Origin of the sequence: Escherichia sp. WS547 (genome assembly GCF_046486065.1) — a bacterium.
GTDB lineage: Bacteria > Pseudomonadota > Gammaproteobacteria > Enterobacterales > Enterobacteriaceae > Escherichia > Escherichia coli.
Map to the genome: position 1 here is coordinate 56056 of NZ_JBJQMA010000014.1, position 13718 is coordinate 69773.

The window sequence follows — 13718 nt, forward strand, 5'->3', positions numbered from 1 at the left end:
TTATCAGGCCTACGAGACTCGTGCAATATATTGAATTTGCATGATTTTGTAGGCCGGATCAGACGTTAACGCCGCATCCGGCAAGAAGCTATAAGAAAAGGGCGGAGATCATCTTCGCCCTTTTTATTTCTGCAATCCGCAATTATCATCCCGCAGATCTATACTTTTTGAGTCAACACGTAACGCTTTACAGGTGATTATCATGGGGCTTTTTGATGAAGTTGTCGGTGCCTTTCTGAAAGGCGATGCGGGGAAATATCAGGCCATTTTGAGCTGGGTTGAGGAGCAGGGCGGCATTCAGGTGCTGCTGGAAAAACTGCAAAGTGGCGGCTTAGGGGCCATTCTCTCAACCTGGCTGAGTAATCAACAGGGCAATCAATCGGTTAGCGGCGAGCAACTGGAATCGGCGCTCGGCACAAATGCGGTGTCCGACCTCGGGCAAAAACTGGGCGTGGATACCAGTACGGCTTCCAGTTTACTGGCAGAACAATTGCCGAAGATTATTGATGCACTCTCACCGCAAGGTGAAGTGTCACCACAAGCCAATAACGATCTGCTTTCCGCAGGCATGGAACTGCTGAAAGGGAAACTCTTCCGCTAAGCAAATGGGGAGCACGCAACGCGCGTTGCATCCCCCTTTTCCCCAGGGTGTTGTACTGATTTTTGAGCGGAATCGCGTTAGCATGGGTCAGGAACCAATCTACCTGGGGAACTCATGGCTATCAAACTCATTGCTATCGATATGGATGGCACCCTTCTGCTGCCCGATCACACCATTTCACCCGCCGTTAAAAATGCGATTGCCGCAGCTCGCGCCCGTGGCGTAAATGTCGTGCTGACGACGGGTCGCCCTTATGCAGGTGTTCATAATTACCTGAAAGAGCTGCACATGGAACAGCCGGGCGACTACTGCATTACTTATAACGGCGCGCTGGTACAGAAGGCCGCCGATGGTAGCACTGTGGCGCAAACCGCTCTGAGCTATGACGACTACCGTTTCCTGGAAAAACTCTCCCGCGAAGTCGGTTCTCATTTCCACGCGCTGGACCGCACCACGCTGTACACCGCCAATCGTGATATCAGCTACTACACGGTGCATGAATCTTTCGTTGCCACCATTCCGCTGGTGTTCTGCGAAGCGGAGAAAATGGACCCCAATACCCAGTTCCTGAAAGTGATGATGATTGATGAACCCGCCATCCTCGACCAGGCTATCGCGCGTATTCCGCAGGAAGTGAAAGAGAAATATACCGTGCTGAAAAGTGCGCCGTATTTCCTCGAAATCCTCGATAAACGCGTTAACAAGGGTACGGGTGTGAAATCACTGGCCGACGTGTTAGGTATTAAACCGGAAGAAATCATGGCGATTGGCGATCAGGAAAACGACATCGCAATGATTGAATATGCAGGCGTCGGTGTGGCGATGGATAACGCTATTCCTTCGGTGAAAGAAGTGGCGAACTTTGTCACCAAATCCAACCTTGAAGATGGCGTGGCATTTGCTATTGAGAAGTATGTGCTGAATTAATCAGTGAACGGGCAAACGGCATGAATGCGTTTGCCCGCAGCGATTAACAATTTCTGGTCGTGCATAAAATCAGGAACTGGAGTGGTGACGTTACTATATCCAGCGTAAGAGTGACTGGCAGCAGCGCATTAACGAGGCCGCGCGGGACGCCATCTGTTGCTTTGTATTCATAAAATCCCACCGTAAAGGGTTGATGGAAAACCATCACGTTTGAGTAATCCGCTTTTTTATTTTTCTGGTGGATTGAGCCTTTCAAACCGTCCAGCATCCATGTACAACGCCGGGTATCACAAATAAAACCATATTGTGTTGCCAGTGCCTTATCTTCTTCGTTGTTCCAGTCGTAATAGAGCGTAATAGCACCAGAGAATTTCTTATTACTGCTGCTTAAAATAAATTTCGCGTTATCAGAAACGGTGATTCTTTCACCATGAATTGCGGGATCGTTCAGCATTTTAACCACCTCACCGCCGCCGGTGGTCAACAGATAGTCCAATGATTCACCAACAAAAACATAGCCTTTCGTACCGTTACTGTCTTCAGCCAGCGATAAACCCTTAATCGTGTCTGACCGCCATTGCTCGGCATGTGGACGGCTTGCAGTATTGGAAACCAATCCCCAGGTGATACATCCGGTCAACGCAAATGCCAAAGAACACAAACCGGCAGCCTTAAAAAATCCCTTAAAATTCAACTTCATGATTAATCCTTTAAACGAGTAGCTAAGCCGTTGAAAGCATACTCTTCTTTCCCTCCTGTTTAGCGCCTGACCAAAGGTATCAGCAAAGCTGAACTGGATTACATTCGTGATGGCGGCGGTCTGGTGGATGGTGATGCGCCGGTGAAAAAAGAGGCACGTCAGCCGTTAACAGCCAAAGACTGGAAGCTGGTGTTCCATCGTAAACTGATCGGCGTTTATCTTGGGCAATTTGCGGTGGCTTCTACACTGTGGTTTTTCTTAACCTGGTTCCCGAACTATTTAACCCAGGAAAAAGGAATCACGGCGCTGAAAGCAGGCTTTATGACCACGGTGCCATTCCTCGCGGCGTTTGTCGGCGTCCTGCTCTCTGGCTGGGTCGCGGATCTGCTGGTACGTAAGGGCTTTTCACTGGGCTTTGCGCGTAAAACGCCGATTATCTGCGGCTTGCTGATCTCCACCTGCATTATGGGCGCTAACTACACCAACGATCCGATGATGATTATGTGCCTGATGGCGCTGGCATTCTTCGGCAACGGTTTTGCTTCGATTACCTGGTCGCTGGTCTCTTCTCTGGCACCGATGCGCCTGATTGGTTTAACCGGCGGCGTGTTTAACTTTGCCGGTGGTCTGGGCGGCATCACCGTTCCGCTGGTGGTGGGGTACCTGGCGCAGGGTTACGGTTTCGCACCTGCACTGGTTTATATCTCCGCCGTCGCGTTGATTGGCGCGCTCTCTTACATCCTGCTGGTGGGCGATGTGAAGCGCGTTGGCTAATCTTTCAACTGTGGAATATGCGCCACACCACTGCGCATAATCCACTTTCTTAAAGCCGGTGCGGTCAGGCATCGGCTTTTTACTATCTTACCGAAGAGTTTTAAACGCAGTTTGCGTGTGGCGCGCCAGTAGGCGGCGTTGCTCTTCTCCGGCTGCTTCAGTAACACCGAACGCAGAATCTCTGCGCTATCCAGCGCATAGCTAATCCTCTCCAGCGAGCTGGCGCTGATAAATCCCGCCGCTTCACCAATCAGAAAGGCATTGTCCTTACCGCAGACAAAATCCTGCCAGCGTGAGGGAAACAACACGGTACATTTCTCACTTTTCACCGCTTTGCCAAACTGGAACTGAAAGGCGCTCATTTTCTCTTTCAGCGTCGCGAAACGCGTCTGACCGTCTTTGCTGATACTCCATGAGTAACAGTCAGTTATCGCATTATCAAAGATGCAGGAGTAGAACGGCACCGGATGCTTCTCTGCGAACCACTGCTGGATAGCGACATATTTACGAATTTGATGGTCCGGGTAGAGATGTCGCCGCACCATCGAGTTGGCACCATCGGCACCGACCAGATAGCGGGCGGTAATATGCTGCTCCCAGCCGTCTGCACGAAAAATGACATGCCATTTATCATCCTCACGCCAGATTTTTCGACACAGGCTGTCGTGATAAACCTCAACGCTGGCGGGGATCAGCGATTTCATCCACAAGTCGAAAGCATGGCGATTAATATTGATATAGCTTCGCTGGTAGTTACGCGTGAGCGATGCGGCGACGTCGACGGTTTTGACGCTGAAAATCTGCGGATTGGCGATTACATCGACAGGAAGCGTCAGTCCATCGCGAATAAAAGATCGCTGCGCGTCCGGTGCCAGCAGACCGCCACAAGGTTTGCTGAAACCTTCAGTACCATGCTGGTGCTTTTTATCCAGCGCGATCACCTGCATTTTGCCTGCTAACTTTCGTGCCAACGCCGAACCTGCCGGGCCGAGGCCAATAATCGCCACGTCGAAATGTTCCATCTTTTCACTCACATTCATCACGATGGCGAAAGACTATTGTCTGAAAGTGAAGTCCTTGTGAAGTATGATGGCGGGACCCGTTTTGTATCAGGACCGCGCCATGAAACAGATAACCTTTGCTCCCCGTAATCACCTGCTCACCAATACCAATACCTGGACGCCCGACAGCCAGTGGCTGGTATTTGACGTGCGTCCTTCTGGCGCGTCGTTTACCGGCGAGACCATTGAGCGTGTGAATATCCATACCGGCGAGGTCGAGGTTATCTATCGCGCGTCACAGGGCGCGTACGTCGGCGTGGTGACCGTTCATCCGAAGTCAGAGAAATATGTTTTCATCCACGGCCCGGAAAATCCTGATGAAACATGGTATTACGACTTCCATCATCGGCGCGGAGTGATTGTTGAAGGCGGCAAGGTGAGTAACCTTGATGCGATGGATATTACCGCGCCGTATACGCCAGGGGCGCTGCGCGGCGGCAGTCATGTACATGTCTTTAGCCCGAACGGTGAAAGGGTGAGCTTTACCTATAACGACCATGTAATGCATGAACTCTCCCCGACGCTGGATTTGCGAAACGTCGGTGTTGCTGCGCCGTTTGGCCCGGTCAACGTACAAAAGCAGCATCCGCGTGAATACAGCGGTAGCCACTGGTGCGTGCTGGTAAGTAAAACCACGCCCACGCCACAGCCTGGCAGTGATGAAATCAATCGTGCTTATGAAGAAGGATGGGTAGGAAATCACGCGCTGGCGTTTATTGGCGATACACTTTCGCCAAAGGGCGAGAAAGTGCCGGAGCTGTTTATCGTTGAGTTACCGCAAGATGAAGCTGGCTGGAAAGTAGCAGGTGATGCGCCGTTAAGTGGAACGGAAACAACCCTGCCCGCGCCACCGCGTGGCGTCGTGCAGCGACGTTTAACCTTTACCCACCATCGGGCTTATCCGGGGTTAGTCAACGTCCCGCGCCACTGGGTGCGCTGTAATCCGCAGGGTACGCAAATCGCGTTTTTAATGCGTGATGATAACGGCATTGTGCAACTGTGGCTTATCTCGCCACAGGGCGGCGAGCCGCACCAGTTAACCCATAACAAAACGGATATTCAGTCTGCATTTAACTGGCATCCATCAGGAGAATGGTTGGGCTTTGTGCTGGATAATCGAATTGCTTGTGCCCATGCGCAAAGCGGCGAGGTTGAGTATTTAACCGAAAACCACGCCAATCCACCTTCTGCGGACGCCGTGGTCTTCTCGCCGGATGGTCAATGGCTGGCGTGGATGGAAGGCGGCCAGCTGTGGATCACCGAAACTGATCGCTAAATCAGTTATCAGGCATTCTGGCCGGTGGAATAACCGCATTGGTGGCTTGCGCGTTGGCTTCGCTTTTTTCAACGCGTGAGCGCACCGAGCTGTCTTTGCGGAACACGTCCCACGGCAGTAAAAGCGTGTCCATCACAGCGGTAAACGGCATATCGAGAATCGCCAGCGACTTAGTGCCCCAGTTGGTTTCATCGTCGCCAATCATGGTGGCGCTGGCGCGGGTGCCGGGATACGTTCCTTCTTTCCCCCCGGTATGGGACATCACGCTGGAGCATCCTCCAAGTAATGTCATTCCGCTGCATATCATGAACGCTAACAACACATTTCTTATCATAATAAATTCATCTGTTGATCGTGGGTGTTGGCCTGATGAGTTATAGCGATCCCTTGCTGAAAATAACATCATCATTACGTCGCACTGTGGCGGCTATCGCACTTTAACGTTTCGTGCTGCCCCCTCAGTCTATGCAATAGACCATAAACTGCAAAAAAAAGTCCGCTGATAAGGCTTGAAAAGTTCATTTCCAGACCCATTTTTACATCGTAGCCGATGAGGACGCGCCTGATGGGTGTTCTGGCTACCTGACCTGTCCATTGTGGAAGGTCTTACATTCTCGCTGATTTCAGGAGCTATTGATTATGCGTAACTTTGATTTATCCCCGCTTTACCGTTCTGCTATTGGATTTGACCGTTTGTTTAACCACTTAGAAAACAACCAGAGCCAGAGTAATGGCGGCTACCCTCCGTATAACGTTGAACTGGTAGACGAAAACCATTACCGCATTGCTATCGCTGTGGCTGGTTTTGCTGAGAGCGAACTGGAAATTACCGCCCAGGATAATCTGCTGGTGGTGAAAGGTGCTCACGCCGACGAACAAAAAGAGCGCACCTATCTGTACCAGGGCATCGCTGAACGCAACTTTGAACGCAAATTCCAGTTAGCTGAGAACATTCATGTTCGTGGTGCTAACCTGGTAAATGGTTTGCTGTATATCGATCTCGAACGTGTGATTCCGGAAGCGAAAAAACCGCGCCGTATCGAAATCAACTAATTCCCTAAGGCCGCCTGGCGCGGCCTGACATCTCCATGCTCGCCGTCAGGGAGCATATGCGAATCTTCGGATTTGCAGGTACTTACTCGCTTCTTAGAAGGAGAAATGACTATGCGTAACTTCGATTTATCCCCACTGATGCGTCAATGGATCGGTTTTGACAAACTGGCCAACGCACTGCAAAACGCCGGTGAAAGCCAGAGCTTCCCGCCGTACAACATTGAGAAAAGCGACGATAACCACTACCGCATTACCCTTGCGCTGGCAGGTTTTCGTCAGGAAGATTTAGAGATTCAACTGGAAGGTACGCGCCTGAGCGTAAAAGGCACGCCGGAGCAGCCAAAAGAAGAGAAAAAATGGCTGCATCAAGGGCTTATGAATCAGCCATTTAGCCTGAGCTTTACGCTGGCTGAAAATATGGAAGTCTCTGGTGCAACCTTCGTAAACGGTTTACTGCATATTGATTTAATTCGTAATGAGCCTGAACCCATCGCAGCGCAGCGTATCGCTATCAGCGAACGTCCCGCGTTAAATAGCTAACTAGCTATTCTCTTTGCCCCGCCATTCTGGTGGGGCTTTTTTTGTCTTTCTTCTTCAACAATGCGTTAAATTTCGCCTGTTTAAGATATTTCGGCACGTTCTTTCCCGTGATAATGTGCGCTATAAGGCAAATCTGCTTCACCGATTCAGCCATAATCCGTAGCAATTAAAATGTTATCTCAAGAGAAATGGACGATGAGTGATATAGCATTAACGGTCAGTATTCTGGCTTTGGTGGCAGTCGTCGGTTTGTTTATCGGCAACGTCAAATTTCGCGGCATAGGATTAGGTATTGGCGGCGTGCTGTTTGGTGGGATCATCGTCGGCCATTTTGTTTCTCAGGCGGGGATGACATTAAGTAGCGATATGCTGCATGTTATTCAGGAATTTGGCCTGATCCTGTTCGTTTATACCATCGGGATTCAGGTAGGGCCGGGCTTCTTTGCCTCATTGCGCGTCTCCGGATTACGCCTCAACCTGTTTGCTGTTCTGATCGTCATCATCGGGGGGCTGGTTACCGCCATCCTGCATAAACTGTTTGATATTCCACTGCCGGTAGTGCTGGGGATTTTCTCCGGTGCGGTAACCAATACGCCAGCGCTGGGGGCAGGGCAGCAGATCTTGCGCGACCTGGGTACACCAATGGAAATGGTCGATCAGATGGGGATGAGTTACGCGATGGCGTATCCATTCGGCATTTGCGGGATTTTGTTCACCATGTGGATGTTGCGGGTTATTTTCCGCGTCAATGTCGAGACAGAAGCCCAGCAGCACGAGTCTTCTCGCACCAATGGCGGCGCGCTGATCAGGACTATCAATATTCGCGTTGAGAACCCTAACCTGCATGATTTAGCCATTAAAGATGTGCCGATTCTCAACGGCGACAAAATTATCTGCTCGCGTCTGAAACGCGAAGAAACCCTAAAAGTACCTTCGCCAGATACCATTATCCAACTGGGCGATTTGCTGCATCTGGTGGGGCAGCCAGCGGATTTACATAATGCGCAACTGGTGATTGGTCAGGAGGTCGATACCTCGCTGTCCACGAAAGGCACTGATTTACGCGTCGAGCGTGTGGTGGTCACCAATGAAAACGTGCTTGGTAAGCGTATTCGCGACCTGCACTTTAAAGAACGCTATGACGTTGTTATCTCGCGCCTGAACCGTGCCGGGGTCGAACTGGTTGCCAGTGGCGATATCAGCCTGCAGTTCGGCGATATCCTCAACCTGGTGGGGCGTCCGTCCGCAATTGATGCCGTTGCCAATGTGCTGGGGAATGCGCAGCAAAAACTGCAACAGGTTCAGATGCTGCCGGTGTTTATTGGTATCGGGCTTGGCGTATTGTTAGGTTCTATTCCCGTCTTTGTGCCGGGATTCCCGGCCGCGTTGAAACTGGGGCTGGCGGGCGGTCCGCTGATTATGGCGTTGATCCTCGGGCGTATCGGCAGTATCGGCAAGCTGTACTGGTTTATGCCGCCAAGTGCCAACCTCGCGCTGCGGGAGCTGGGGATCGTGCTGTTCCTCTCGGTCGTTGGTCTGAAATCTGGTGGGGATTTTGTGAATACCCTGGTCAATGGCGAAGGGCTAAGCTGGATTGGATATGGTGCCCTGATCACCGCCGTTCCGCTGATTACTGTTGGTATTCTGGCGCGGATGTTAGCCAAAATGAATTACCTGACCATGTGCGGGATGCTGGCTGGCTCCATGACCGATCCACCGGCGCTGGCATTTGCTAATAATCTTCATCCAACGAGCGGTGCAGCGGCGCTCTCTTACGCCACTGTCTATCCGTTAGTGATGTTCCTGCGCATTATCACCCCCCAATTACTGGCGGTGCTCTTCTGGAGTATCGGTTAACTCTTTTCCGGGTGGAGTCGCCGTAAATGGTACTCCACCTGGTATTCGCTGGCATTTCTGAACATCACTGAATAATTCAAAAACTCCCCGCTCTCGCTATATGACAACGAGGTGATCCGCAATAGTGGCGTGTGTTCCGCTACCTTCATTTGCCGCGCCAGCAGTCTATCGGCGAGCACCGGCGTCAGGCTTTCATAATTACCGCCAATCAGAATCCCGCACTCTTGTTCAATATATTCAAACTTCGACCCTTCCAGATGTTGCAGCGAAAGGTTACGGAACAGTTTTACCGGCATATAGCTGTCTTCCAGCATCAGCGGTTTCCCTTCCACAAAACGAACGCGACGGGAGAAGTAGATCTGCTCGTTGATTTGAATCCGTAACTGGCTGGCAATGGCCGGAGGCGCAGGCATGATTTCAAAAATCAGCACCTGGCTGGTGACCGTTTTTCCCTGGCGTTTTAACACCTCCACCAGCCCGGTCAGGCTGGCGGTTTGATGCAATACATCTTTACGCACCAGGTAAGTGCCGCTGCCGTGGCGGCGGACCACCAGCCCCCACGCCACCAGCAGGTCAATGGCTTTACGGATGGTCATCCGCGATACCGCAAACTCTTCCGCCAGCTTTTTTTCACCGGGAAGAAGGCTGTTTAGCGTGAAATCTGCGGAATTAAGTCGAATTCTTAACCGCTCCGCAATGCTTTTGTAGATCATCTCTAGATCTCTTTTTTGCCTGCAAGCCCGGGTAATGCGCCCACAAGTTCTGCTTAATCGATTGAAAAAACATCTTTTTTTTAAAGATGTGTTCGTTGCTGTGTACCAGTGCTCACAGATGTCTACTTTTTTGCGAAAACGTAGATCTCTACCGCCCAACGAAAAGCATGAAAGCGATCACGAATCCCACTGGGTCGTCATGTTCTGCCGATCGCATCTTCCTATCCTCGCTCCAGGCCTGCCGCATAACCAATCAGGCTTCCTACTTACAGAATTGAGAAAAGAGGATGTGGAAATGCTCAGTCAAATTCAACGCTTTGGCGGCGCGATGTTCACGCCAGTGCTGCTGTTTCCCTTCGCCGGGATTGTGGTGGGTCTTGCCATCTTGCTGCAAAACCCGATGTTTGTCGGGGAATCACTGACCGATCCGAACAGTTTATTCGCGCAAATCGTACATATTATTGAAGAGGGCGGTTGGACGGTATTCCGTAATATGCCGCTGATTTTTGCTGTCGGTTTACCCATTGGCCTTGCTAAGCAAGCGCAGGGGCGAGCTTGTCTGGCGGTGATGGTGAGTTTCCTGACCTGGAACTATTTCATCAACGCGATGGGAATGACCTGGGGAAGCTACTTCGGCGTCGATTTCACTCAGGACGCGGTGGCAGGTAGCGGTCTGACAATGATGGCCGGGATTAAAACCCTCGATACCAGCATTATCGGCGCAATTATCATTTCCGGCATTGTGACGGCGCTGCATAACCGTCTGTTCGATAAAAAACTGCCGGTGTTTCTCGGCATTTTCCAGGGGACATCTTATGTGGTGATTATCGCCTTCCTGGTGATGATCCCCTGCGCCTGGCTGACGTTGCTCGGCTGGCCAAAAGTACAAATGGGAATTGAATCTCTGCAAGCGTTCCTGCGTTCGGCGGGTGCGCTTGGGGTCTGGGTTTACACCTTCCTCGAACGTATTCTGATCCCAACCGGTTTACACCACTTCATCTACGGACCGTTTATCTTTGGTCCGGCAGCTGTTGAAGGCGGCATTCAGATGTACTGGGCGCAGCATCTGCAAGAGTTCAGTTTGAGCGCCGAGCCGCTGAAATCGTTGTTCCCGGAAGGCGGTTTTGCCCTGCACGGTAACTCAAAAATTTTTGGTGCCGTGGGCATTTCTTTAGCGATGTACTTCACTGCCGCACCGGAAAATCGGGTAAAAGTGGCGGGCTTGCTGATTCCCGCAACCTTAACCGCCATGCTGGTGGGAATTACCGAACCGCTGGAATTTACCTTCCTGTTCATTTCACCGTTGCTGTTTGCAGTACACGCCGTGCTGGCGGCCTCAATGTCGACCGTAATGTATCTCTTTGGTGTGGTGGGCAACATGGGCGGTGGTTTGATTGACCAGGTTTTACCGCAAAACTGGATCCCGATGTTCAGCAACCACGCGGATATGATGCTGACCCAAATCGCCATTGGGTTGTGCTTTACCCTGCTGTACTTCGTGGTTTTCCGCACCCTGATTCTGCAATTCAACATGTGCACGCCGGGACGTGAAGATGCGGAAGTGAAACTCTACTCAAAAGCCGAATACAAAGCCTCGCGAGGCCAAACCACCGCTGCAGAGCCAAAAAAAGAGCTGGATCAGGCTGCCGGTATCCTGCAAGCCCTGGGCGGGGTCGGCAATATCTCCAGCATCAACAATTGCGCGACGCGTCTACGGATTGCACTGCATGACATGTCACAAACGCTGGATGACGAAGTCTTTAAAAAGCTGGGAGCGCACGGCGTCTTCCGTAGTGGCGATGCCATTCAGGTGATCATTGGTCTGCATGTATCCCAGCTGCGTGAACAGCTCGATAGCTTAATTAATTCTCATCAATCAGCAGAAAATGTTGCCATTACGGAGGCAGTATAATGACCAAATTCTCAGTGGTTGTCGCAGGCGGTGGAAGCACCTTTACGCCAGGCATCGTGTTGATGCTCCTGGCGAATCAGGACCGTTTCCCGCTTCGTGCACTGAAATTTTATGATAACGATGGCGCGCGGCAGGAAGTGATTGCCGAAGCCTGTAAAGTCATCCTAAAAGAAAAAGCGCCGGACATTGCGTTTAGTTACACCACCGATCCTGAAGTGGCATTCAGCGACGTTGATTTTGTCATGGCGCACATCCGCGTCGGCAAATACCCGATGCGCGAACTGGATGAAAAAATCCCGCTGCGCCACGGCGTTGTTGGTCAGGAAACTTGCGGACCCGGCGGAATAGCGTACGGCATGCGTTCCATTGGCGGCGTCCTGGAACTGGTGGATTATATGGAAAAATATTCACCAAATGCCTGGATGCTCAACTACTCCAACCCGGCAGCTATTGTCGCAGAAGCCACGCGTCGTCTGCGCCCGAATGCGAAAATCCTCAACATCTGTGACATGCCAATCGGTATTGAAAGCCGGATGGCGCAAATTGTTGGGCTGCAAGATCGCAAACATATGCGCGTGCGCTACTACGGCCTGAACCACTTTGGCTGGTGGACATCAATTGAAGATTTGCAGGGCAACGACCTGATGCCCCAGCTGCGGCAATATGTCTCTAAGCACGGTTATGTTCCACCGCAGCAAGATACACATACTGAAGCGAGCTGGAACGACACCTATGCAAAAGCGCGGGATGTCCAGGCTCTGGACCCGGATACATTACCGAATACCTATCTGAAATATTATCTCTTCCCGGATTATGTCGTTCAGCATTCCAACCCTGAACATACCCGCGCGAATGAGGTGATGGAACATCGCGAGAAACAGGTTTTCGATGCTTGCCGCGCCATTACGGCGGCAGGAAATTCAGCGGCGGGCAAGCTGGAAATTGACGAACATGCGTCATACATCGTCGATCTGGCGGCGGCAATTGCCTTCAACACTCAGGAGCGGATGTTGCTGATTGTGCCTAACAACGGGGCAATCCATAACTTTGATGATGAAGCGATGGTCGAGATCCCGTGTCTGGTCGGGCACAACGGACCAGAACCACTGGTGGTCGGCGATATCCCGCAGTTTCAGAAAGGGTTAATGAGTCAGCAAGTGGCGGTGGAAAAACTGGTCGTGGACGCCTGGGAACAGCGTTCATATCAGCACCTGTGGCAGGCGATTACGTTGTCGAAAACGGTACCGAGCGCCTCGGTCGCCAAAGCTATTCTGGATGATTTGCTGGAGGCCAACAAAGCGTACTGGCCAGAGTTACGTTAATTGTGTGGACTGGCATCCGTTGGGTGCTGGTCCGTATTCTTTAGCACGGCTGACGGCGCATAACCAAATTTATGTTTAAAGGCTTTGCTGAAATGAAAGGAGTCGAAGAAGTTGAGCGTATCAGCGACTTCGCCAACCGAGTTCCCTTGTTGCTTTAATAGCGATAGCGCCAGATCCAGACGTGCATCGAGGTAATATTCTTTCGGCGTCTTGCCGGTATAGCGTAAAAACAGACGACGCAACCAGGCTTCGCTACAGGGGATCGTGGCAGCCATATCAGCTACGCTCCAGCGTTGTTGCAGACTGGCATGTAAAGTGGCAATTAGTTTTTCAATTTGCCGCCGTTGTGGATCTTTTTTACCGTCTGCGTACATAAGACAAATCCACTGATAAATAATTTTCGTCAGAAAAGCGACTGCCAGATTATTTTTTATTTCTTCTGGTGAAGTAATTAACTCAGCAACTTCGGTGAGTTCCTGATTATAAATTTCGCCATTATAAATAACGCTTTGCTGACCAACGGGAATATCCATCATACTGGTGGGGGTAAATTCCATCCAGTACTGTTCCCAGACTAAACCTTCACAGTGATAAGAGTGAATATCCATTGGCTTTAAAAATATAATACAGTTGCCATGCAGAGTTATTTGTTCACCATTCTTTAAAAGAATTTTCCCACATCCTTGTACGGTATACACCGCAACCCATGAGTTGGCGATAAGCGGTTTCTTCTTGTCCCGCGGCCAGATCACCCGATAATGCTCGTCGGCGTAGGTATGCCAGAGCGAGATCAGAGAAATTCCGCTGGAGATCACATTTTCGTTAATCAATAAGGGAATATTGTACGGAGTTTCGTTTTTTACATCCGAACTTTGCAAGTTTCCATTCATTTTAATATCCCTCCGGCGAATTATGCTCACAACCTGAACTTAACAGAAAACAATCCGTTCAGGGATACGATGTTTGTATTTTAAGAATCTGA

The 13718-nt window shown here is 50.8% G+C and carries 13 protein-coding genes, 1 pseudogene and 1 other annotated feature; of the genes and pseudogenes, 9 read left to right on the forward strand and 5 right to left on the reverse strand.

The features are described from left to right. The first annotated feature begins 202 nt into the window (after positions 1–202). Together ACJHWK_RS13925 and yidA are read left to right on the forward strand one after the other, a co-directional pair. A complete protein-coding gene (locus ACJHWK_RS13925) occupies positions 203–601 on the forward strand; it encodes a YidB family protein (protein ID WP_000522208.1) in 399 nt (132 codons plus the stop codon). Between the two features lie 114 nt (positions 602–715). Further along, entirely contained in the window at positions 716–1528 is an 813-nt protein-coding gene (gene yidA, locus ACJHWK_RS13930) for a sugar-phosphatase (RefSeq protein ID WP_000985549.1), read from the forward strand. Between the two features lie 43 nt (positions 1529–1571). Here yidA and ACJHWK_RS13935 read toward each other — a convergent pair whose 3' ends face one another. After that, on the reverse strand, positions 1572–2228 hold the full coding sequence (locus ACJHWK_RS13935; protein WP_000772928.1) for a hypothetical protein: 657 nt from the start codon (positions 2226–2228) through the stop codon (positions 1572–1574). 63 nt (positions 2229–2291) lie between these two features. Between ACJHWK_RS13935 and ACJHWK_RS13940 the strand changes: the two are divergent. Further along, positions 2292–3002: pseudogene (locus tag ACJHWK_RS13940) on the forward strand (MFS transporter); the annotation flags it as partial. On the opposite strand, the gene cbrA reads toward ACJHWK_RS13940, so the two are convergent. Further along, positions 2999–4024 (reverse strand): colicin M resistance lipid reductase CbrA, encoded by a 1026-nt coding sequence (gene cbrA / locus ACJHWK_RS13945; RefSeq protein ID WP_170886080.1) that lies wholly within the window; start codon positions 4022–4024, stop codon positions 2999–3001. The pseudogene ACJHWK_RS13940 and the gene cbrA sit on opposite strands and share 4 nt — an antisense overlap. A 100-nt stretch (positions 4025–4124) precedes the next feature. On the opposite strand from cbrA, the gene ACJHWK_RS13950 reads away from it, so the two are divergent. Next, positions 4125–5339 carry a DUF3748 domain-containing protein gene (locus ACJHWK_RS13950; protein ID WP_001521698.1) on the forward strand — a complete coding sequence of 405 codons (1215 nt, stop codon included), beginning with the start codon at positions 4125–4127 and terminating at the stop codon, positions 5337–5339. Position 5340: 1 nt separating this feature from the next. Here the strand turns inward: ACJHWK_RS13950 and ACJHWK_RS13955 are convergent, their stop codons facing one another. Then, complete coding sequence (locus ACJHWK_RS13955) at positions 5341–5673, reverse strand: YceK/YidQ family lipoprotein (protein ID WP_000620888.1); 333 nt, start codon at positions 5671–5673, stop codon at positions 5341–5343. A 239-nt stretch (positions 5674–5912) separates the two neighbouring features. Continuing rightward, positions 5913–5985: a sequence feature (ROSE (Repression Of Heat Shock gene Expression) occurs in the 5'-region of heat shock genes and acts as an RNA thermometer to modulate expression.), on the forward strand. Here ACJHWK_RS13955 and ibpA point away from each other — a divergent pair. The 3 genes from ibpA (at position 5979) to ACJHWK_RS13970 (ending at position 8789) form a co-directional block, all read left to right on the forward strand. After that, positions 5979–6392, forward strand: coding sequence for a small heat shock chaperone IbpA (gene ibpA / locus ACJHWK_RS13960; protein WP_001243437.1), 414 nt, complete (start codon positions 5979–5981; stop codon positions 6390–6392). Its footprint overlaps the feature before it by 7 nt. A gap of 111 nt (positions 6393–6503) precedes the next feature. Continuing rightward, a complete protein-coding gene (ibpB, locus tag ACJHWK_RS13965) occupies positions 6504–6932 on the forward strand; it encodes a small heat shock chaperone IbpB (RefSeq protein ID WP_001243431.1) in 429 nt (142 codons plus the stop codon). A gap of 195 nt (positions 6933–7127) precedes the next feature. Further along, entirely contained in the window at positions 7128–8789 is a 1662-nt protein-coding gene (locus tag ACJHWK_RS13970) for a putative transporter (RefSeq protein WP_001279763.1), read from the forward strand. On the opposite strand, the gene ACJHWK_RS13975 is transcribed toward ACJHWK_RS13970, so the two are convergent. Continuing rightward, on the reverse strand, positions 8786–9502 hold the full coding sequence (locus ACJHWK_RS13975; RefSeq protein ID WP_001300779.1) for a GntR family transcriptional regulator: 717 nt from the start codon (positions 9500–9502) through the stop codon (positions 8786–8788). The two genes, ACJHWK_RS13970 and ACJHWK_RS13975, sit on opposite strands and share 4 nt — an antisense overlap. Before the next feature lie 295 nt (positions 9503–9797). On the opposite strand from ACJHWK_RS13975, the gene ACJHWK_RS13980 reads away from it, so the two are divergent. Together ACJHWK_RS13980 and ACJHWK_RS13985 are read left to right on the forward strand one after the other, a co-directional pair. After that, positions 9798–11414 carry a PTS sugar transporter subunit IIB gene (locus ACJHWK_RS13980; protein WP_000952127.1) on the forward strand — a complete coding sequence of 539 codons (1617 nt, stop codon included), beginning with the start codon at positions 9798–9800 and terminating at the stop codon, positions 11412–11414. Then, positions 11414–12736, forward strand: a complete 1323-nt coding sequence (locus tag ACJHWK_RS13985; RefSeq protein ID WP_001521695.1) for a 6-phospho-alpha-glucosidase — start codon at positions 11414–11416, stop codon at positions 12734–12736. The genes ACJHWK_RS13980 and ACJHWK_RS13985 overlap by 1 nt, the downstream gene beginning before the upstream one ends. Here ACJHWK_RS13985 and ACJHWK_RS13990 read toward each other — a convergent pair. Beyond that, complete coding sequence (locus ACJHWK_RS13990) at positions 12733–13626, reverse strand: helix-turn-helix transcriptional regulator (RefSeq protein WP_001521694.1); 894 nt, start codon at positions 13624–13626, stop codon at positions 12733–12735. The two genes, ACJHWK_RS13985 and ACJHWK_RS13990, sit on opposite strands and share 4 nt — an antisense overlap. Between the last annotated feature and the right edge of the window lie 92 nt (positions 13627–13718).

Bases quoted from the DNA above. Each gene is read 5' to 3' on its own strand.
- ACJHWK_RS13925 (WP_000522208.1), top strand. From the start codon at position 203: ATGGGGCTTTTTGATGAAGTTGTCGGTGCCTTTCTGAAAGGCGATGCG.
- yidA (WP_000985549.1), top strand. From the start codon at position 716: ATGGCTATCAAACTCATTGCTATCGATATGGATGGCACCCTTCTGCTG.
- ACJHWK_RS13935 (WP_000772928.1), bottom strand. From the start codon at position 2,228: ATGAAGTTGAATTTTAAGGGATTTTTTAAGGCTGCCGGTTTGTGTTCT.
- cbrA (WP_170886080.1), bottom strand. From the start codon at position 4,024: ATGGAACATTTCGACGTGGCGATTATTGGCCTCGGCCCGGCAGGTTCG.
- ACJHWK_RS13950 (WP_001521698.1), top strand. From the start codon at position 4,125: ATGAAACAGATAACCTTTGCTCCCCGTAATCACCTGCTCACCAATACC.
- ACJHWK_RS13955 (WP_000620888.1), bottom strand. From the start codon at position 5,673: ATGATAAGAAATGTGTTGTTAGCGTTCATGATATGCAGCGGAATGACA.
- ibpA (WP_001243437.1), top strand. From the start codon at position 5,979: ATGCGTAACTTTGATTTATCCCCGCTTTACCGTTCTGCTATTGGATTT.
- ibpB (WP_001243431.1), top strand. From the start codon at position 6,504: ATGCGTAACTTCGATTTATCCCCACTGATGCGTCAATGGATCGGTTTT.
- ACJHWK_RS13970 (WP_001279763.1), top strand. From the start codon at position 7,128: ATGAGTGATATAGCATTAACGGTCAGTATTCTGGCTTTGGTGGCAGTC.
- ACJHWK_RS13975 (WP_001300779.1), bottom strand. From the start codon at position 9,502: ATGATCTACAAAAGCATTGCGGAGCGGTTAAGAATTCGACTTAATTCC.
- ACJHWK_RS13980 (WP_000952127.1), top strand. From the start codon at position 9,798: ATGCTCAGTCAAATTCAACGCTTTGGCGGCGCGATGTTCACGCCAGTG.
- ACJHWK_RS13985 (WP_001521695.1), top strand. From the start codon at position 11,414: ATGACCAAATTCTCAGTGGTTGTCGCAGGCGGTGGAAGCACCTTTACG.
- ACJHWK_RS13990 (WP_001521694.1), bottom strand. From the start codon at position 13,626: ATGAATGGAAACTTGCAAAGTTCGGATGTAAAAAACGAAACTCCGTAC.